This window comes from Mycolicibacterium rutilum, assembly GCF_900108565.1.
Taxonomy (GTDB): domain Bacteria; phylum Actinomycetota; class Actinomycetes; order Mycobacteriales; family Mycobacteriaceae; genus Mycobacterium; species Mycobacterium rutilum.
In genome coordinates this window covers 158,650-177,111 of record NZ_LT629971.1, presented here as the reverse complement: position 1 = coordinate 177,111, position 18,462 = coordinate 158,650, and the positions used below count along the sequence as shown (strand labels likewise).

At 69.3% G+C, this 18,462-nt stretch carries 14 protein-coding genes; 6 read left to right on the top strand and 8 right to left on the bottom strand.

The window, feature by feature from the left end; genetic code table 11:
* Nucleotides 1-18: 18 nt before the first annotated feature.
* Both BLW81_RS00790 and BLW81_RS00785 read left to right on the top strand, forming a co-directional pair.
* Entirely contained in the window at nt 19-1,323 is a 1,305-nt protein-coding gene (locus BLW81_RS00790; protein WP_162277392.1) for an aromatic ring-hydroxylating oxygenase subunit alpha, read from the top strand.
* Nucleotides 1,320-1,841: an aromatic-ring-hydroxylating dioxygenase subunit beta gene (locus BLW81_RS00785; RefSeq protein ID WP_083405533.1), complete on the top strand. Its 522-nt coding sequence runs from the start codon at nt 1,320-1,322 to the stop codon at nt 1,839-1,841. Before BLW81_RS00790 ends, BLW81_RS00785 begins: the two co-directional genes overlap by 4 nt.
* 20 nt (nt 1,842-1,861) lie before the next feature.
* Here the strand turns inward: BLW81_RS00785 and BLW81_RS00780 are convergent, their stop codons facing one another.
* The 5 genes from BLW81_RS00780 to recC form a co-directional block, all read right to left on the bottom strand.
* The gene (locus tag BLW81_RS00780) at nt 1,862-2,908 is read right to left on the bottom strand and encodes a tartrate dehydrogenase (RefSeq protein WP_083405532.1); all 1,047 of its coding nucleotides are present in this window, start codon (nt 2,906-2,908) and stop codon (nt 1,862-1,864) included.
* Entirely contained in the window at nt 2,905-4,509 is a 1,605-nt protein-coding gene (locus tag BLW81_RS00775) for an SLC13 family permease (RefSeq protein ID WP_083405531.1), read from the bottom strand. The genes BLW81_RS00780 and BLW81_RS00775 overlap by 4 nt, the downstream gene beginning before the upstream one ends.
* Nucleotides 4,510-4,786: 277 nt before the next feature.
* Nucleotides 4,787-6,475: an exodeoxyribonuclease V subunit alpha gene (recD, locus tag BLW81_RS00770; protein ID WP_083405530.1), complete on the bottom strand. Its 1,689-nt coding sequence runs from the start codon at nt 6,473-6,475 to the stop codon at nt 4,787-4,789.
* The gene (gene recB / locus BLW81_RS00765) at nt 6,472-9,759 is read right to left on the bottom strand and encodes an exodeoxyribonuclease V subunit beta (protein WP_083405529.1); all 3,288 of its coding nucleotides are present in this window, start codon (nt 9,757-9,759) and stop codon (nt 6,472-6,474) included. Before recB ends, recD begins: the two co-directional genes overlap by 4 nt.
* Complete coding sequence (gene recC, locus BLW81_RS00760; RefSeq protein ID WP_083405528.1) at nt 9,759-13,001, bottom strand: exodeoxyribonuclease V subunit gamma; 3,243 nt, start codon at nt 12,999-13,001, stop codon at nt 9,759-9,761. Before recC ends, recB begins: the two co-directional genes overlap by 1 nt.
* Before the next feature lie 124 nt (nt 13,002-13,125).
* Between recC and BLW81_RS00755 the strand changes: the two genes are divergently transcribed.
* From BLW81_RS00755 to BLW81_RS00745, 3 genes are read left to right on the top strand one after another with little or no spacing between them, the layout of a single operon-like run.
* Nucleotides 13,126-13,533 (top strand): LppP/LprE family lipoprotein, encoded by a 408-nt coding sequence (locus tag BLW81_RS00755; protein ID WP_157897528.1) that lies wholly within the window; start codon nt 13,126-13,128, stop codon nt 13,531-13,533.
* A gap of 9 nt (nt 13,534-13,542) precedes the next feature.
* Nucleotides 13,543-14,154: an HD domain-containing protein gene (locus tag BLW81_RS00750; RefSeq protein WP_083405527.1), complete on the top strand. Its 612-nt coding sequence runs from the start codon at nt 13,543-13,545 to the stop codon at nt 14,152-14,154.
* A gap of 3 nt (nt 14,155-14,157) precedes the next feature.
* Nucleotides 14,158-14,952: a sulfurtransferase gene (locus BLW81_RS00745; RefSeq protein ID WP_083405526.1), complete on the top strand. Its 795-nt coding sequence runs from the start codon at nt 14,158-14,160 to the stop codon at nt 14,950-14,952.
* A 50-nt stretch (nt 14,953-15,002) separates the two neighbouring features.
* Here BLW81_RS00745 and BLW81_RS00740 read toward each other — a convergent pair whose 3' ends face one another.
* Together BLW81_RS00740 and BLW81_RS00735 are read right to left on the bottom strand one after the other, a co-directional pair.
* Nucleotides 15,003-15,866 (bottom strand): hypothetical protein, encoded by an 864-nt coding sequence (locus BLW81_RS00740; RefSeq protein WP_083405525.1) that lies wholly within the window; start codon nt 15,864-15,866, stop codon nt 15,003-15,005.
* Nucleotides 15,867-16,239: 373 nt separating this feature from the next.
* Entirely contained in the window at nt 16,240-16,482 is a 243-nt protein-coding gene (locus BLW81_RS00735; protein WP_083405524.1) for a hypothetical protein, read from the bottom strand.
* A 156-nt stretch (nt 16,483-16,638) separates the two neighbouring features.
* On the opposite strand from BLW81_RS00735, the gene BLW81_RS00730 reads away from it, so the two are divergent.
* Nucleotides 16,639-17,547 carry a haloalkane dehalogenase gene (locus BLW81_RS00730; RefSeq protein ID WP_083405523.1) on the top strand — a complete coding sequence of 303 codons (909 nt, stop codon included), beginning with the start codon at nt 16,639-16,641 and terminating at the stop codon, nt 17,545-17,547.
* A 167-nt stretch (nt 17,548-17,714) separates the two neighbouring features.
* Here the strand turns inward: BLW81_RS00730 and BLW81_RS00725 are convergent, their stop codons facing one another.
* Complete coding sequence (locus BLW81_RS00725; RefSeq protein WP_173839560.1) at nt 17,715-18,407, bottom strand: DUF3060 domain-containing protein; 693 nt, start codon at nt 18,405-18,407, stop codon at nt 17,715-17,717.
* Between the last annotated feature and the right edge of the window lie 55 nt (nt 18,408-18,462).

Below are 18,462 nucleotides of genomic sequence, written 5' to 3'. Positions count from 1 at the left end.
GTCTGACAGGAGGTGACGGTGACGACAACCGGGCAGCGTCGCAACGACTTTCGCCGGCTCCGCCGCGGCACCGTGTTCGATCCGCAGGTGTTCGACGACGAGCTTCGGTACGTCTTCGGCGAGTCCTGGTTGTTCGTCGCCCACGAGTCGGAGATCCCGGAGACCGGTGACTACGTCGTGCGCAAGATGGGTGACGACGAGGTTATCGTCTGCCGGTCGAAGGGCGGCGACGTCCGGGTGATGCTGAACTCGTGCGCCCACCGCGGGACCCAGCTGTGCCGGACCGATCGCGGTTCGGCGACCAACTTCCGCTGTATGTACCACGGTTGGGTGTACGACACCGACGGGAACCTGCGCGGTATCCGTAACCGCCGATTGTTCCCGCCGGAGGTCGATCCGTCCCGGCACGGCCTGACCACGGCCACGGTCGCGTCGTACCAAGGCTTGATCTTTGCGACGTGGAGCACCGAAGGCCTCGAATTCAGCGAGTGGCTCGGCGACATGGCGTTCTACCTGGACGCGCTGCTGGATAAGTGCGGCGACGGCTGGGAGGTGGTCGGCGAACCACTGCGCTGGCGCACGAAATGCAACTGGAAGCTGTCCGTGGAGAACTTCGGCTTCGACAGCCTGCATCTGGATACGTTGCACGCCAACCCGATCAAGCTCGGAGTCTTCGGCGCCGGCGACGCGAAACCGACGGCGTACACGGTCACCACCGGAGGCGGGCACGGCGTCACCGCCACCAAGCTGCCCGCCGACGGCGATCCGCGCTATCCGGGCTATCCGTCCGAACTCGTCGCCGAGTTCGGCGGCCGCGGTAGCGCCGCGCAGCGCTGGTTCGCCGCCGACAACGTGGTCTGCAAGGGCAACGTGTTCCCGAATCTCAGCTTCATCGAGCTCGTCCACGACACCACCGGCGATCCTGAGGCGCCGCCGGTCGCGGCGTTCATGCTGCGGCTGGCGCAACCGGTCGGTCCTACCGCAACCGACATCTGGATGTGGATCCTGGTGCCGCGTGCCGCCGAGTCGCGCTGGAAGCGGTGGTCTCAGGAGTCACTGGTCCGGACACTCGGCGTCAGCGGCACGTTCGAGCCCGACGACCTCGCGAACGCGGCGTCGGTGTCGTCGGTGAACACCGGAACCCGCGCAAGCCAGGGCGATTTCCTGTTCTTCGGCGGTGCGCATGTTGAGCCGCAGAGTGAGGTCGCGGGACACCAGCTGCCCGGCCGGGTCCACGTGGCGCCGCTGAACACCGAAGTGCTGCAACGAGAATTCTTCCGTGAGTGGACCGACCGGCTTCCGGGAACGGCGGGCGACCGATGACGGCGGTCGACACCACCGAGCTGTTGCGATTGGCGCGGGTGGAGTCGGCCTACCGCAGAGAGGCCGAACAACTCGACGCCAACCGGTTGGCCGACTGGTACAACTGGCTGCACGACGACTTCCGCTACGAGGTCCCGATCCCGGTGACCTACGGCGCAACCGGTGAAGCCGGCTATTCCGAACGAGGCGTCCTGGCGGCCGAAACCAAGCCGACGATCGCGCTGTGGGTCGACCGGCTGTCCGAGGAGCTGATCGGGTCGGCCTATGCGGAGAACCCGCCGGTGCGCACACGGCGGTTCGTCACGAATGTGCGGGTGGAGCCCTGCGGCGACGACGTGTTGCGGGTCGCGAGCAACATCCTGCTGAGCTGGAACCAGCGCGGCGAGCCGCCGGTGTTCGCGACGGCCGAACGACGTGACGTGCTCGTCGACGGTGGCGATGGGCTGCTGCTACGGGAACGTCGGGTGCTGCTCGACAGCGACGTCGTACACCTCGGGCATCTGCGGGTCATCTTCTGACCTTTCCCGGTGCTCGCGGACTAAGAGAGGGCGGCGACGAGCGCGTCGGTGACCTGAGCCGTCGACGCGCGGCCGCCGAGGTCGCCGGTGCGGGTGTCGGGGTTCGCGAGCGTCGACTCGATCGCCGTCATCACCGCCGCGGCGGCTTCGCTGTGCCCGAGGTGCTCGAGCATCAGTGCCGCCGACCACACCGCGCCGATCGGGTTGGCGATGCCCTGCCCGGCGATGTCCGGCGCCGACCCGTGCACCGGCTCGAACATCGACGGGTACTGCTTGGTCGGGTCGAGGTTGGCCGACGGCGCGATGCCGATCGACCCGGCGACAGCTGCGGCGAGATCGGACAGGATGTCGCCGAACAAGTTTGAGCCGACGACGACGTCGAACCGCTGCGGCTGCAGCACAAACTTCGCCGCCAGCGCGTCGATGTGCTCGCTGTCGAAGCGGACGTCGGGAAACTCCGCTGCCCGCTCGGCGACGACCTCATCCCAGAACGGCAGCGTGTGCACGATCCCGTTCGACTTCGTCGCCGACGTGACGTAGCCGCGCCTGCTGCGGGCGAGCTCAAACGCGAAGTCGGCGATGCGGCTCACCCCGACTCGGGTGAACACCGACTCCTGCACCGCCATCTCGTCGGGGAAGCCGCGGTTGAGCCGTCCGCCGATCTCGCTGTACTCGCCCTCGACGTTCTCGCGGACCACCACGAAGTCGACTTCACCGGTTGTGCGCAAGGGGCTTTCGACGCCGTTGAACACCCGGATCGGTCGCAGGTTGACGTACTGGCGAAATTTCCGCCGGATCGGGATCAGCAGCCCCCACAGCGACACATGGTCCGGTACACCCGGCCAGCCGACCGCGCCGAGGAAGATCGCGTCGAAACCGCGCAGCGTCTCGAGCCCGTCGTCAGGCATCATCGCGCCCTCGTTGGCGTAGCGCTGACACGACCAGTCGAAGTCGGTGTAGGACAACGAGATTCCGTGCTTACCGGCGACGGCGTCGAGCACTGCGCGCGCCGACTCGATGACCTCGGTGCCGATCCCGTCGCCCGGGATGACCGCGATATCGCTCATGAACCCAACCCGAGCAGGCTGATCATCAGCGGCAGGAAGATGATGATGAGGATCGCCCCGGCGATGTCGAAGGTGATGCCGGAGCGGATCATCTTGGTGATCGGGACCACGCCTGAACCGTAGACGATCGCGTTCTGCGGTGTCGACACCGGCAGCATGAAGCCGAACGACGCCGCGAACGTCGCCGCCAGGGCGGGCACGAACGGGTTCACGCCCGCGGCCACCGCCACCGGTATGACGATCGGCACGACCACGGCCGCCGACGCGGTGTTACTCGTGGTCTCCGACACCACGATCGCCAGGATCACCGCGAAGATCGTGATCGGCACGACGCTGGACAACCCGAGCGCGTCGTTGACCGACGTGCCGATGGTCTCCGCCAGCCCGGTCGACGAGATCAGCGACCCGAAGATGATGCCGGTGCCGAACAGGATGATTGTGCCCCAGTCGATTTCGGCGGCGTCCTTCCAGCGCAGGGTGAACTCGCGGGTGCCCCAGTCGGTCGGCAGCAGGAACAGCAGCGACGCGCCGAACACCGCGACCACGCCTTCGTCCAACCGGTCGCTGACGAACTCGTACGCCGACGATTCGGTGCCGGCGATCAGCGCGACGACGCCGGGCAGGATCCACAGCGTGACCGTGATGCCGAACGCGATCAGCGTGTTCTTCTCGGCGCGCGACAACTTTCCGAGTTTCTCGCGTTCGCTCGCCACGTACTCGGCGACACCGTCGATGCGCTTGATCTCCGGCCGGTTCAGCCGCAGCAGGGTGAACGCCAGCAGCACGAACATCAGCACGCAGATCGGTACGGCCATCACCATCCACTGCCCGAAGCTGATGCGCTCACCGGTGGCCTCTTCGATCAGGCCGCGGCCGATGAGGTTGGGGGGGCTGCCGACCGGGGTCAGCAGGCCGCCGACGCTGGCGCCGTAGGCGAGCATCAGCATCAGCGCCGTGCCGACTCGCAGGCGTCTGGGATCGAAGTCGGCTTCGACGTCGCCGCGCTGCTGCATCATCTTGGCGATCACGGCGAGGATGCCGATCGCCGTCGGCAACAGCATCGCGACGGTCGCGGTGTTCGACACGAACGCCGACAGCAGGCAGGTGATGACGCCGAACGCGATGATGACGCCGGTGGTGGAGCGGCCGGCGCGCGGCAGCGCCAGGATGCGGAACGCGAAGCGCCGCGCCAGCCCGTGTTTGAGCATCGCCTGCGCGAGGATGAATGCGCCGATGAACGTGAAGATCGTCGACGAGCCGAACGGGCCGAGCACGTCGTCGACCGGCGCGACACCGAGGAACACCGCGACCGCGACGCCGAGCAGGCCGCCGATCGGGATCGGCACCGCCTCGGTGATCCACAGCGCAATCACGCCGAGCAGCACCGCGGCCAGCACCTGCTGCTCGCGCGGGATGTCGAGCGGCAGCACCAGCATCACGACCGTCAGCAGCGGCGCCAGGAACAGGCCGGTGGTGCGGCGGCCCTTCTCGAAGCGCTCCTCCTGCGGCGAGAGTCGCTGCTCGCCGAGACTTCGGTAGGTCGCGCTGCCAAGCAGTGCCTTGTCGACGTCGGTGGGCTTGACCTGGTTCTCCGTACTCATCGCACGTCTCCGTCCGCCAAGGAGCGATGTGTGCCAGCTCACACCGCCGGACAGGAGTGCCCGGTCCGCGGGCCGCCCTAAACATCGGTAGCCGTCTCGCGCCGAGTGTGGGCTCGACGCACGTCGAACCGCCGGGGAGCGTGCGGGTAACCCACGTTCGCGCGGGGGAGGGAAGGGATGGCGGGTTGTCCCTATCTCGCCGAGTGTGGGCTCGACGCACGTCGAACCGCCGGGTGGCGTGCGGGTAACCCACGTTCGGCGCCAAGAAAGAAAAAAGTCAGCCGCGGAGGCGGCGCGCCAGGCCCGAGGCCCGGACCACCCGGCGGCCGACCGCCGCGCGCAGCGACGCCTCCGGACCGATCACTCGGACCCGCTTCTTCGCCCTCGTCACCGCGGTGTAGAGCAGCTCGCGCGACAGCAGCCGCGAATCCTCGGGCGGCAGCAGCACCGTGACCTCGTCGGCCTGGCTGCCCTGCGACTTGTGGATCGTCATCGCGTGCAGGGTGTCGACCTCCGCGAGCCGGCTGGTCGCGAACTCCAGCCGCTGCGTGCCCGCGATCACCGCGCGCAGCACCCCGTCACGCACGACCGTCACCCCGGTGTCGCCGTTGTACAGTCCGAGCCCGTAGTCGTTGGCGGTCACCAGGATCGGGCGTCCGGCGTACCAGGCCGACCAGATCGGCTCGCCGGTGGCCTCGGCCAGCCACCGCTCGACCTGATGGTTCCAGTACCGCACGCCGTACGGGCCGCGGCGGTGCGCGCACAGCAGCCGGTGCTCGCTCAGCGTCGCCAGCGCCGCCTCGTGGTCGCCGAGCAGCGCCGCCTGCCGCAACGCGATCGTCGGCGGCATCACCACTTTCCGCAGATGCTCCGCGGGTTCGGCGGTGTCCATCCACTCGATGTGCTCACCGCCGGCGCGCAGCACGTCGACGACCGAGTCCGCATCACCGTCGCGGATCGCGGTCGCCAGCGCGCCGATCGACTCGCCGAACCGGTGCGACGTCGTCAGCTGCGCGATCCGCTGCGCGCCCAGCCCCTCGACCAGATCCGCCAACACAGCACCGGCTTCCACCGACGCCAACTGATCCGGATCGCCGACGAGCACCAGGCGCGCGTCCGGGCGCACCGCCTCGAGCAGTCGCGCCATCATCGTCAGCGACACCATCGACGTCTCGTCGACGACGATCACGTCGTGCGGCAACCGATTTCCCCGATGGTGCCGGAACCGCGCTGACGTGTCCGGGCGGCTACCCAGCAGGCGATGCAGCGTCGTCGCGTGCATCCCGGACAACGCCTCCCGGTCGGCCGCATCGAGCTTGTCGACCTCCAGCTGCACCGCCTCCTGTAGCCGCGCCGCCGCCTTCCCGGTCGGCGCCGCCAGCGCAACCCGCAATTGCGTTCCGCTGGCCAGCAACGCCAGCAGTCGCGCCACCGTCGTCGTCTTACCCGTGCCTGGCCCGCCGGTCAGCACCGTCAACCCTTGCGACAGTGCGCGTTCGGCGGCGGCTCGCTGTTCCTCGAAGCCCGGCGGGAACAACCGGTCGACGTCCGGCGCCGCGGCACCCGGCTTCGTCGCCACCATCGCCAGGATGTCGTCGCACACCTGCTGTTCCTCGAGCCAGTACCGGTCGAGGTACAGCAGATTTTCGTCGAGGCGCAGCACCGGCGGCGTCCCGGACAGCGGATGGCCCGCCACAGCCGCCCGCCACGCGTCGAGCGCCGGCCACGGCAGCCCGTCGACCGCGACCTGCTGCTCGATCGCCGACAGGTCCAGGCACACCGACCCGTTGCGCAGCGCACGCACCGTCAGCGCCACCGCCAGCGCGACATGTTCGTCGGGCGCCTTGGACATCTCGCAGAGGCGTTGCGCCACATGCACATCGGCGGCGTCGAGCACCTCGGCATCGGTGAATGTCCGCAGCACGCCGGTGGCGCTGACCGCCCGCCGCCACTCCACGCTCGTCATGCCGCCGCCCGGCCCGCGTCGAGCAGCTCCGACAGCGCGATGATCAACGCCGCCGGTGGCTGCCAGCTGAACACCCCCGCAGGATGGCCGTCGACGACCGGGGTGCCCGGCCCGCACATCCCGCGCAGGTACAGATAGAGCACCCCGCCGAGATGCTGCTCGGGCGAATACCCCGGCAGCCGCCAGCGCAGGAACCGGTGCAGCACAACGCTGTACAGGAGTGCCTGCAGCGGATAGTCCGAGTGCAGCATCGCCTCGGCGAGCCGCGGGCGGGCGTAGTCGGCCGCCGTCAGCGGGCGGCTCGGATCGCCGAGCCAGTTCGTCTTGTAGTCGACGACGAGGTAGCGCCCGTCGACCCGCAGCACCGCGTCCACCGAACCGGACAGGTACCCCTTCAGCGACTGGCCGCCCAGCCCTGCCTCGGTTAACCGGTCGGCGTATGCGCGCATCGGATCGTCAACCTCCAGGTGCTCACGCAGCAGCGCGCCGACATGCGCCAGCCGGATGTCAGGCGCCGACGACCGCAGATCCCCACCGGCGAGCGGAAACTCGAACTCCATCTCCCGCATCCGGTCGGACAGCCCGATCTGGCGCAGCGTCACGTTCCCGGCGAGCGGACCGAGCGGCGTGTCGTGCAGAGGCAGCAGCGCCGCCGCCAACTCGGCCGCCTCGACGTCGACGGGCCACCACACCGAATGCTCGCGGATCCGGGCCTCCAGTTCGGCGGCCAGGTCCGCGGCGAACGGGTCGGCGTCCTCGAGCACCGCGTGCACCAGCGAACCGAACTTCGCGCCGGTCGGCAGATCCGCCATCGGCGACGGCACATCGGCGCCGACGGCTTCCGACGTCAGCGCGATCTCGGCGACCTCGTCGTCGAGATCGATCACCTCGGGTTCGCTGCTGACCGGAGTCGCCTCGACCGCCCGGATCAGCCCGCTGTACGACGTGCGCCGCCATGCGGTGTCGATCGGGCGGTGAAAGTGGCGAACACCGAACTCGCCGGACCCCGGCACAGTCGGCCTCGCGGGTATGGGACGCGGCACCGAGTCCTCGATGACGGGTCCGCCGACCGCCGCCCATTCCTGGAACCGCGCCATCGCGTCGGCATCGGAAACCTTTGACGGCACAACGACATCGGGCACCATCGCCTCACCGGGACGACGGCCCCGCAGCAGCCGCGACAGCCCGCCGTTCGGCTCGTCGCGCGACGGCGCCCACCACGCGACCAGCTGTGACTGCGCCCGCGTCATCGCCACGTACATCAACCGGCTGTCGTCGCTGGCATCCTCCTCGCGGCCGAGCTTGGACACCGCGTGGAAATCCGGGCTGTCGTTGCCGCCGATGTGCAGGCACCGGGTTTCGCCCTCGTGGTACAGCACGATCTCGGGGTCCCAGACGTGCCGGTTGAACGCGAACGGCAGATAGACCACCGGGAACTGCAGGCCCTTGGCGACGAACACCGTCATCACCTGCACGGCCGCGGCGTCGTTGTCGAGGCGGCGGAACCGTTCGGCCGCGCCGCTGCCCTCCTCGCGCTGGGCGCGTAGCCAGTCGCGCAGCGCGGGCAGCGTGAAGTGCTCGCGGTGCGCGGCCTCCTGCAGCAGCTGGGTCATGTGCGCGAGGTCGGTCATCTGCCGTTCACCGTTCTGCCACGACAGCACGCGGTCGCTCATGCCGGCCAGTTGCGCGGCCTCGAAAATCGCCGCGACCCCGCGTTCGCGGGCGTGACTGGCCCACTCCCGCAACGTCTCCGCGATCCGGTCGGTCAACGGGTCACCGCCGGCGACCAGCGACTCGGCGGTCTCTCCGAAGAACATCGTCGCGGCGGCCGCCCGCACGATGCCGGGCCGGTGCGGCTGGTCGAACGCCTCCAGCAGCGCCAGCCAGTCCGCGGCGGCATCGCTGGTGAAGATGTCCGAGTCACCGGTGTACACCGCGGGAATCCCCGCATCGCACAGCGCGCGGTAACAGACGCGGGCATCCTTGTGCGTCTCCACGATGACCGCGATGTCGCCCGCACCGAGCGGGCGTCCGTCGAACGTGGCGCCCGCGGCCAGCAGCCCGGCGATCTCGGCGGCCAGATCTCGCGGGATGTGGCTGCGCAGCTGGTCGATCGCGAGCGTGCGGGTTCCGCTGCCGCCGAGTGTTTCCCGTCGCACCACCCGCAGCCGGAACGGATCGGGGCACGGGGCGCCCGCCAGTCGGGCCCCGGTGTGGTGTGCGGCGACGTCGTGCACGACGATCTGCTCATGACCCAGCTGCGCGCCGCGCAGCACCGCCTGCAGCCGGTCGACCAGCGCCGCGTCGCTGCGCCAGTTCGTCGCCAATGTCTTCTGCACATCGGCTTTCGACGCCGCGCTCAGGTACGTGACGATGTCGCCGCCGCGGAACGCGTAGATCGCCTGCTTGGGGTCGCCGATCAGGATCAGCGTGGAGCGGCCGGTGAATGCGCGGTCGATGACCCGCCACTGCACGGGGTCGGTGTCCTGGAACTCGTCGACCATCACGATCGGCCAGCGTTGCGGCATCCGGACCTGCGCGGCCGAGTCGTCGGCCGCCAGCGCGTCGGCCAGCCTGCTGAGCAGGTCGTCGTAGCCGAGGATGCCGCGTTGCCGCTTGCGTTTGTCCAGTTCGGCCAGAACGTCTTTGGCGAACCGGACGCAGACCGCGGCGCGCGACTCGGGCTCCGGATCGGCGGGCCGCAGCTCGGTCGCGGGGTTCTTCACCACGTCCTTGGCCAGCCGCAGCGCGTCGGGGTAGGCCAGCAGCGGATGGTCGCGCTCGCGGCCGAAGTGATGCAGGTACAGGTCGTCGACGATCTCGGTGACCAGCTCGTCGAGGCTCTCCACGAGCGTGACCCCGGAGTCGGTGTCGCCGGCCACCCCCAGCGACCGCAGTACCAGCTGGCAGAACTGGTGCGTGGTGGCGATCGTCGCGGCGTCGAACGCGGCAAGCGCGTCGCGCAGGTTCTGCTCGCGCTCGGCGAGTACGTCGGGTGTGCCGTCGCGCAGGTAGTCGATGATCTCGTTGGTCTCGACGCCGGCGGGATCGCTGAAAGCCTGTACCGCGTCGACGATCTGGCGCCGCACCCGGTCACGCAGCTCCTGGCTGGCGGCGCGGCTGAACGTGATCAGCAGCATCTGGTCGAGCGTCGCGACGCCTTCGGCGAGGTACCGGGTGACCAGACCCGCCAGCGCGAACGTCTTGCCGGTGCCCGCGCTGGCCTCCAGCAGGGTCGTCGACCGCTCGGCGGGCAACGGCCCCAACAGGTTGAACGGCTCCATCAGGTCTCCAGCGCCCGCAGCATCGGCAGCCACAGCCGGCCCGCGTAGGTGTCGAGCCCGCGGTCGACGAGGTGCTTGAGCCAGGTGAACCGGCCGAACGCCAACTGGTACGCGGGCTCATCCTCCTCGCCGGGGTAGTTGCCGGAGCGCCACTTGTACCCGGCCCGCTGTTGGGGATCGCCGTGGCTGTGCACGGCTTCCGCCCACGCGAACGACGTCTTCACCGGCAGCGGCAGGGGCTGGCGCCGGCCCTCGTCGTACATCGCGACCAGGTCGGCGAGCAGTGCGCGGGCGTGTTCCTGCGGCCGGCCGATCACCTCGACCCGCGGATCCTTGCCGCGCCGCGGGCGCCCGATGCACACCGCTTTCCATTCGCGCGCCGGAGCGTGAGCGTGCAACGCCAGCAACGGGATCCACGGTTGCATCAGGTGGCGGCCGTCGAGCTTGGAGTAGGTGACCGACACCAGCCGGTCGCCGTAGACCGGGCCGACGGTGCCGGTGACGCGGCGGCCCGGGGCGATCTCGACGTCGACGTCGACCGCGGAGGGGTGGTCACCGCGATACGGCCGGGCCGCGTCGGCGATCAGCGTGGCCTGCTCGCAGATTTCGTTGGCCCGCCGCCACCCCAGGTTGCCCGGCGGCAGCGTGCCGCGCCGCCACTCGGCGTGGCGGGCCTGCTCGGAGGTCATGCCGCGCAACATGTCTTGGAGCATGCGGTCGCCGACCGTCCACTCCTCGAGCGCGTCGATCTCGACGGGCATCGCGTCGTCGACGCCGTCGACCTCCCACGGCAGCGTGTATTCCAGCGACCGGAAGAATCCCTTGACCGGGTCGCGGAAGAACGCCACCAGGTCGGCGAGCACGACGTCATCGGGCGGGGGAGCGGGCGGCGGCCCGGAGACGAACCCCGGCCGCGGCCCGCGCTGACCGGTGCGGGCCTGCGCCGCCCGCAGCACGGTCGTGTCGAAGGTGAACGGCTGATCGGGAATCAGCTTGTCGGGCTCCACGTTGCGGTCATCGAACGGCTGCAGCGGATGTTCGACGACGACGGTCTTGCGGACCGGGTGTTCGGTGGTGCGGTCGAGGGTGTCGAGCAGTTCGGCCAGCGGCACCGCGGGTGGCCGTTTCTGGCCCGAGTACTCGTTGGCGCCGGTGTAAGTGATCACCAGGGTTTCGGTCGCCGCGCCGATCGCGTCGAGTAGCAATTGGCGGTCCTCGGAACGGATGTCGCGCTCACCGGTCATCGGCTCACGGGCCAGCGCGTCGTCGCCGTCGACGATGCCGATGCGCGGGAACACGCCGTCGTCGAGGCCGACCAGGCACACCACGCGATGGGGGACCGAACGCATCGGCACCATCGTGCAGACCGTCAGCGTGCCGGTGCGGAAGTTGGCCCGCGTCGGCCGGCCGGCCAGTTGGCGGTCGAGCAGGGCACGCACGTCGGGGAGCCGCATCAGGGTGTCGGCGCGCGGGCCCGCGGTGGCCAGCACCTCGGCGAATTCGCGCTCCAGTTGCGCGCTCTGCCAGACGTCGTCGTCGTTCACCCGGGTCAGCAGCGCGACGCTGTCGGTCAGCGACGTCAGCCACTGCGCGAGAGGCGCTGCGCCGGTAAGCGATTCGACGGCGCGCTGTAACCGGTCGACGTACTCGGCGAGCTGCCCGGCCAGGTCGACGCGGTTGCTGGAGACGTCGTCGAGCGGCAGCGTGGTGTCGAGCCAGGCGTGCGAGTCGTCGGACATCGCGACGCCGGCGAGCACCCGGTCGATGCCGAACCGCCAGGTGTTCTGGATGAAGTCGACGCCGTACGGCTTGCGGTGCTCGGTGTCGAAGCCCCAGCGGATGTTGGCCTGCCGCACCCAGCGGGTGATGTCTTCGAGGTTGTCGTCGGTGAACCCGAAGCGGGCCCGCACCGGCGCGGCCTGCGCGAGGTTGAGCACCTCGCTGGCGGTGGCGCGCCCGCCGGCCAGGGTGAGCAGTTGCGCGGCTACGCCCAGCAGCGGGTTGGTCTGCACCAGCGACCGGTCGGCCAGCCGCACCCGCAGTTGATGCGCCGGGTGCACGCCCTTGATCATGTCGCCGAGCCCGAAACCCGCGACGATCAGCGGCGCGTAGGTCTCGATGTCGGGGCACATGACGAGGATGTCGCGCGGCTCGAGGGTCGGGTCGTCGGCGAGCAGACCAAGCAGCACCTCGCGCAGCACGTCGATCTGCCGGGCCGGACCGTGGCAGCTGTGCACCTGCACCGAGCGGTCTTTCGGGTCATGGGTCCGGCCGTCGCGGCGGATCGCGTTGGCGGCGATGTCGGACTGCAGCCAGCCCAGCAGCGCGTCCGGATGCTCGCGGCCGGGCAGGTATTCGTCGGTCTGCAGGTCGGCGGGCAGACTGCGCTGCAGTTCGCGCAGATCGCGGCCGAGCGTAGCCAGCAGCGGGTGGCCGACCTCGCGGTGGCTGGTGTCGTCGCGGCGGGCGACCTGGCCGTGGATGCCGCGCAGCCGCTGCCACAGGTCGTCGCTGGGATGCGGCAGCCACAGGTGCAGATCGTGGTGGGTGGCCAGCGCGTCGAGCAGTTCGATCTCGGTGCCCGGCAGCCGGGTGTAGCCGAACAGCGACAGCCGTTCCGGCAGGTTTGTCGGCGACTCCGTAAGTCTGGTAAGGGTTTTGGCGTGGCGGATGTGCGGGGTGTCGGCGTCGATGCGTTCGATCAGCGCGCGCCACAGCGGCGGCTGCCAGTTCAGGTCGGAGGCGATGTCGCCGTCGGCGCCGTTCTCCCAGTCGATCAGCAGTTGCGGCCGTTGGCGCGAGTAGGAGGCGAACAACCCGGCCAGCCGGCGGGTCACCGCGTAGCGCCGGCCCTGCCGCAGTTCCTTCTCGTCGCCGGCCTCGAAGTGGCCGAGGTGCACGGCCAGCGGCTTGCACCAGTTCTGCGAGCAGTGCGCGTCGATGACCTCCATCAACGGCCACACCATGGCGTCGGGTGACCACGGGTCGTCGGTGGCTGTGTCGGTGAGCTCGGCGATCAGCGAGCGGGGGTTGCGGAACGCGATGCCCGCGCAGACGCCGTCGGCGCCGTCGCCGCGACCGAGGGTGTGGCTCAGGCGCTGGCTCAGCCACCGTTCGACGCCCTTGGCCGGCACGAGGACCAGTTCCTCGGCGAACGGGTCGGCCAGCGGGTTCGCGAGCAAAGCAGCCAGACCGTCGGCCAGCAGGTCGGTGCGTTCCGCGCGATGGATGTGAAGCGCCATCGCTGTTCACCTTAGGAGGTGGGTCCGACGTGGGGGACGTTTGTCCATCACCGAGCCAGGGAAGCCGAGACAAATGACTCGATGTGTCGCTGCGACGACGGCTGCCGCACTGACGTGCCTGTCGGTGATCGCGAGTCCCCTCGCCGCCGCGCAGACCTGCGGGCCCGACGAGGCCGCCGCGATGCGGTTCGCGTTGGCTCAGCTGCCGTTCGAACCGCTGACCGGCGCCAAGTGGGATCCGGTGCCCGTCGAGAGCAACTACGACCCGTGCGCGACGCTGTCCTCGATGCTGGTGACCGTCGAGGGCGCGACCGGCAGTTCGCCGGTGCAGGCGCTGATGTTCCATCACGGCGAATACGTCGGCACCGGCACTGCCAAGGCGCGCGGGTTCACGTCGCTGGATTCCGCGGCCAGCAACGACGACACCGTCGTGCTGAAGTACAAGACGCCCGACCAGCCCGAGTCGAGTGTGCGCTACCAGTGGCAGGGCGATCGGGTCGTGATGCTGGACCCGGCGCCCTCCTCGGCGTAGGGAGGAACCATGAGCGAGACGACGACGTCGCCCCGGCTGGGCAAGAAGTTCCACGAAGCGCTCGCGTACGCGGCCGAACTGCACCGCACGCAGACCCGCAAGGCCAGCGAGGTGCCCTACGTCGGGCACCTGCTGTCGGTCGCCGGGCTGGTGATCGAGGCCGACGGCACCGAGACCGAGGCGATCGCGGCGCTGCTGCACGACGCCGCCGAGGATCAGGGCGGCGAGGCGACGCTGGCCGAGATCGACTCCCGCTTCGGCCCTGAGGTCGCCGGCATCGTCGAGGAGTGTAGCGACACCGTCATCACCCCGAAACCGCCGTGGCGCGAGCGCAAGGAGAACTACATCGCGCATCTGAACACGGTGTCGGACAGTACGATTCGCGTGTCGATGGCGGACAAGCTGGACAACGCGCGAGCGATCCTGCGCGACCTGCGCCGCTACGGGGACGCGGTGTGGGAGCGGTTCAACACGTCCAATCCGCATGACCACCTGTGGTACTACCAGTCGCTGCTCGAGGTGTACCGGCGGCGCAGCGACAGCTGGATCGTCGACGAACTGGCCGCGGTGGTCGAGGCGCTGGCCGACAAGATCGGTCCGCCGCCCGCGGCTACCGTTTGAGAGATGACGAACGTGTTCATCAGCGCGGACGAGTTGCAGCGACTGTTGGATGCCGGGGAGCCGGTGACGCTGCTCGACGTCCGCTGGCAGCTCGCCGAGCCCGACGGACGCCCCGCCTACGAGCAGGGGCATCTGCCTGGCGCGGTGTACGTTTCGCTCGACGACGACCTCAGCGACCACAGCGTCACCGGTCGCGGACGCCATCCGCTGCCGTCGGGCGCCGCGGTGCAGGAGGCGGCGCGACGGTGGGGCGTGCGGCAGGGCGTGCCCGTCGTGGTTTACGACGACTGGAACCGGGCGGGCTCGGCGCGGGCATGGTGGGTGCTGACGGCCGCGGGCATTCCGGACGTGCGGATCCTCGACGGTGGACTGGCGGCGTGGCGCGGTGCGTTGGAGTCGGGTGTCGTCGAGCCGCCGGCCGGCGATGTGACCGTCGCGCACGACGACCTGTACGCCGGCGCGCTGCCGACCGTCAGCGCCGACGACGTGTCGGGCAAGGTGCTGCTCGACGCGCGGGCCCCGGAGCGCTACCGCGGCGACGTCGAACCCGTCGACCCGGTCGCCGGGCACATCCCGGGCGCGGTCAACGTTCCGAGCACCAGCTTGCTCGCCGACGACGGCACACTGTTGCCCCGCGTCGAGGTGCCCGGATCGGACGTCGCGGTGTACTGCGGATCGGGGGTGACGGCGTCGGTGGTGGTCGCCGCCCTGGCGGAGGCGGGCGTGGACGCGGCGCTGTTCCCCGGCTCGTGGTCGGAGTGGAGTTCGGATCCGTCGCGGCCGGTGGCGCGCGGCTAAGTTTCGCCTTTAGCGCCGAGATCGACACCAGGGTCGTGCGTTCGGCGATTTCACGACCGTGGTGTAGAACTCGGCGGCGTCCAACCGCGTCGGGCGAATGCCTCGAAGACCCGGTGCAGGATGTAGCCGCGGCTGTGTTCCTTGAGCACGTGGATGTCGATCCAGCCTTGGCGGTCGACGAACTCGGCGCGCCCGACGTCGTAGACGTACTGTCGTCGATTCTCGCTGTGGTGCAGCCCGTCGTAGTCCAGTCCGACCATCGGCTCGTCGTAGCCCATGTCGAGGAACGCTTCGTCGTATCCGTCGGCGAGCCTGATCTGTGTGCGCGGGGCGGGCAGCCCGGCGTCGATCAGGATCAATCGCACGCGGGTTTCCTCGGGTGACTGGGCGCCGCCGTCCATCAGCGCGAGCGAGGCGCGGGCACGTCGTACGCCGCGTGCGCCCCGGTAGCGGTCGATGAGCGCGAGGGCGTCGCCGGCGGTCACACCGGTCGCCGCTGCCAAGGCGTCGAGATGTGCGACCGCTGAGTTTCGGGGCAGGTGGCGGGCCAAGTCGAGCGCGGTACGCGCGACGCTGGTGACCTGCAGGTCGCCCACGTAGGTGATCTCGTCAGGGGCGATGCGCTCTTCGTGGACGATGACGCCCGGCCGCCTGCGTCCATGGTTCGTGATGATCTCGATAGGTGTCGACGCGTCGACCCATTTCGCGCCGTGCAGCGCAGCGGCCGCTCGTCCGGCGATGATGCCTTGACGCCCGGAGTGCAGCCACGCCGCGACGGCGTTGGTGTAGATCGTGCGCTCGGCGTCGTTAGGAATGTAGACGCGGGGCAGTATCGCGGTGTTGTTCCATCGCAGTTGGCCGCGGGTGAGCCTGCCGTCGGCGATCGCCTCGGGGCCGAGAAATGGTTGCCACATGCCCGGATCGTCGCGGCGACGACCGACAGAAGTGTCTTCGACCGCCGACCTCTACGCCAGGGCTGTGGATAACGCGATTGCACGACCGTGGTGTAGAACTCGGCGAAATGCGTCGCGGCGAGCGACTTGGCTGAAGTGTCTTCGACCGCCGACTTCTACGCCAGGGCTGTGGATAACGCGATTGCACGACCGTGGTGTAGAACTCGGCGAACATGAGCGAGGCCAGCGACCGGCAGAAGTGTGCTCGACCGCCGACTTCTACGCCAGGGCTGTGGATAACGCGATTTAACGACCCTGGCGTAGAACTCGGCGAACATGAGCGAGGCCCTCCCCGAATACGCCATCGGGGAGGGCCTCTTTATGTGGAGGGCTGTCAGGGCTGCATGCCCTGGACGTGGAAGTAGCCGTGGCGGTGGTGCAGGACGCCGGGGCCGGCGTTGTGGTGGTGCGCGTGGGTGTCGGGCGTCGCGACGATGCCCGGCCGCGGGGAGTTGTCCGGCGAGTAGGTGCCGGCGTGGGCCGCCGCGGAGAAGAAGAAGGCGCTGGCGAGCAGCCCGGCCGTGACGAAGGGCAGCGCGAAGAAGCGGGCGATGCGGGTGGTGGTGTTGGCGTTCATGTCGTGATCTCCTCTGTGAGTTCATTTTCCGGTGTTCCGGTGATGACTCAACGATGCGGCACCGCGACGACGATGTATGTCGGGCGACTGGGGGAGCAGCGGGTGGAATCCGTTGTCCTCCGATCGGGGGACCCGCGGGTCTACGCTGGTGGACTCATGGAGGTTCTGCGCACACCCGACGTCCGCTTCGCCAACCTCGCGGGCTACCCGTTCGCGCCGCATTACGTCGACGTCGCCGCCACCGACACCGACCCCGTGCGCATGCACTACGTGGACGAGGGCCCGTCCGACGGGCAGCCCATCGTCCTGCTGCACGGCGAGCCGACATGGAGTTACCTGTACCGCACCATGATTCCGCCCCTGGCGGCGGCGGGCCGTCGCGTGCTGGCCCCGGACCTGATCGGATTCGGCCGCTCCGACAAGCCCACCCGCATCACGGATTACACCTATCAGCGCCACGTCGAGTGGGCGACCGCGTGGTTCGAGGCGCTCGATCTGCGCGACGCGACCATCGTCGTGCAGGACTGGGGCTCGCTGATCGGGTTGCGGATCGCCGCCGAGCAGGGTGACCGGATCGCGCGCATCGTGGTGGCCAACGGGTTCCTGCCCGCCGGGCAGACGGAGGCGAACCTGCCGTTTCGCATCTGGCGTGCCTTTGCCCGCTACACGCCGGTGTTTCCGGCCGGGCGTATCGTCGCGTTCGGCACTGTCACCGACGTCCCGGCCCGCATCCGCGCCGGATACGATGCGCCGTTCCCCGACAAGCGATTTCAGGCCGGTGCACGCGCCTTTCCCGCGCTGGTGCCGACGACGCCCGACGATCCCGCGCTACCGGCCAACCGCGCAGCGTGGGACGCGTTGGGCCGCTGGGACAAACCGTTCCTGTGCATCTTCGGCGCCAAGGACCCGATTCTCGGCCGCGCCGACCGCCCACTGATCGCGCACGTGCCCGGTGCCACCGGACAACCGCACGCCCGCATCAACGGCAGCCACTTCGTCCAGGAGGACTGCGGCCCGGAGTTGGCGACGCGGATCCTCGACTGGCTCGCGCCGAGTTCTACGTGAGGGTCGTGATTTCGCGCGATCGGCAGCCCTGGTGTAGAACTCGCGGGCAAGTTGCGGGGAGCTGGGCGCGGCGTCGGCTTAGCGATGCGCCGAGTTCTACGTGAGGGTCGTGATTTCCGGTGAGCGGCAGCCCTGGTGTAGAACTCGCGGGGAGCTGGGCGACGGACCTAGCCCAATGCGACGACGTTGCGTGACGTCACGGTGATCTCGGGTTGGCCTTCGTGGTAGCGCACCTCGTTGTCGAAGCCTGACGCGCTGATGCGGTCGGCGCTGCGCACGTCGACCTTGTTCTCGACGCCCGAGACGTTCACGCTCAGGCAGTGACCGCGCAGCGTCACGGTGTTGTTGACCCCGCTGACGCTGATGTTGCTGCCGTTGCATTCAATGGTCTCGACGTTGTCGACGCCGGAGACGCTGTAGCTCCCGCCCGCCGGCGCGACCGCCACCTGCGGCGGCTCATCGGACGGGGCCACCTCCGACGGGACGCTCGGCATCGTCCAGGTCGGCGCGAACGTCCACTCGTCGTTGTCACCCGAAGAGCCGCTGACGATGCCGGGCCGACCGCCCGTGTTCGACGACATCATCCACACGACCGCGCCGATCCCGCCGAGGATGAGCACGAACACCACCGCGATCAGACCCATGATGAGCCCGATCGGCGGCCCGGACTTCTCGATCCGCGGATACGCGACACCGAACGGGGGCGCCGTATAAGGCGACTGATCGTACGGGCCGGTGTAGACGGGCGGCGGCAGCGCCGACGTGGGTGCGGATTCCGTGCTCCCCAGTTCGGTCGCATAGCCGGCCAGCGGCTGCTCCAGCTGCCGGATCCGGGCCTCCGGGTCGTCCTCCGGGTTCATGCGCAGATGCTCCCACAGCAAACGCCCCTGCTCAATGGATTGCGACGGCAAATGT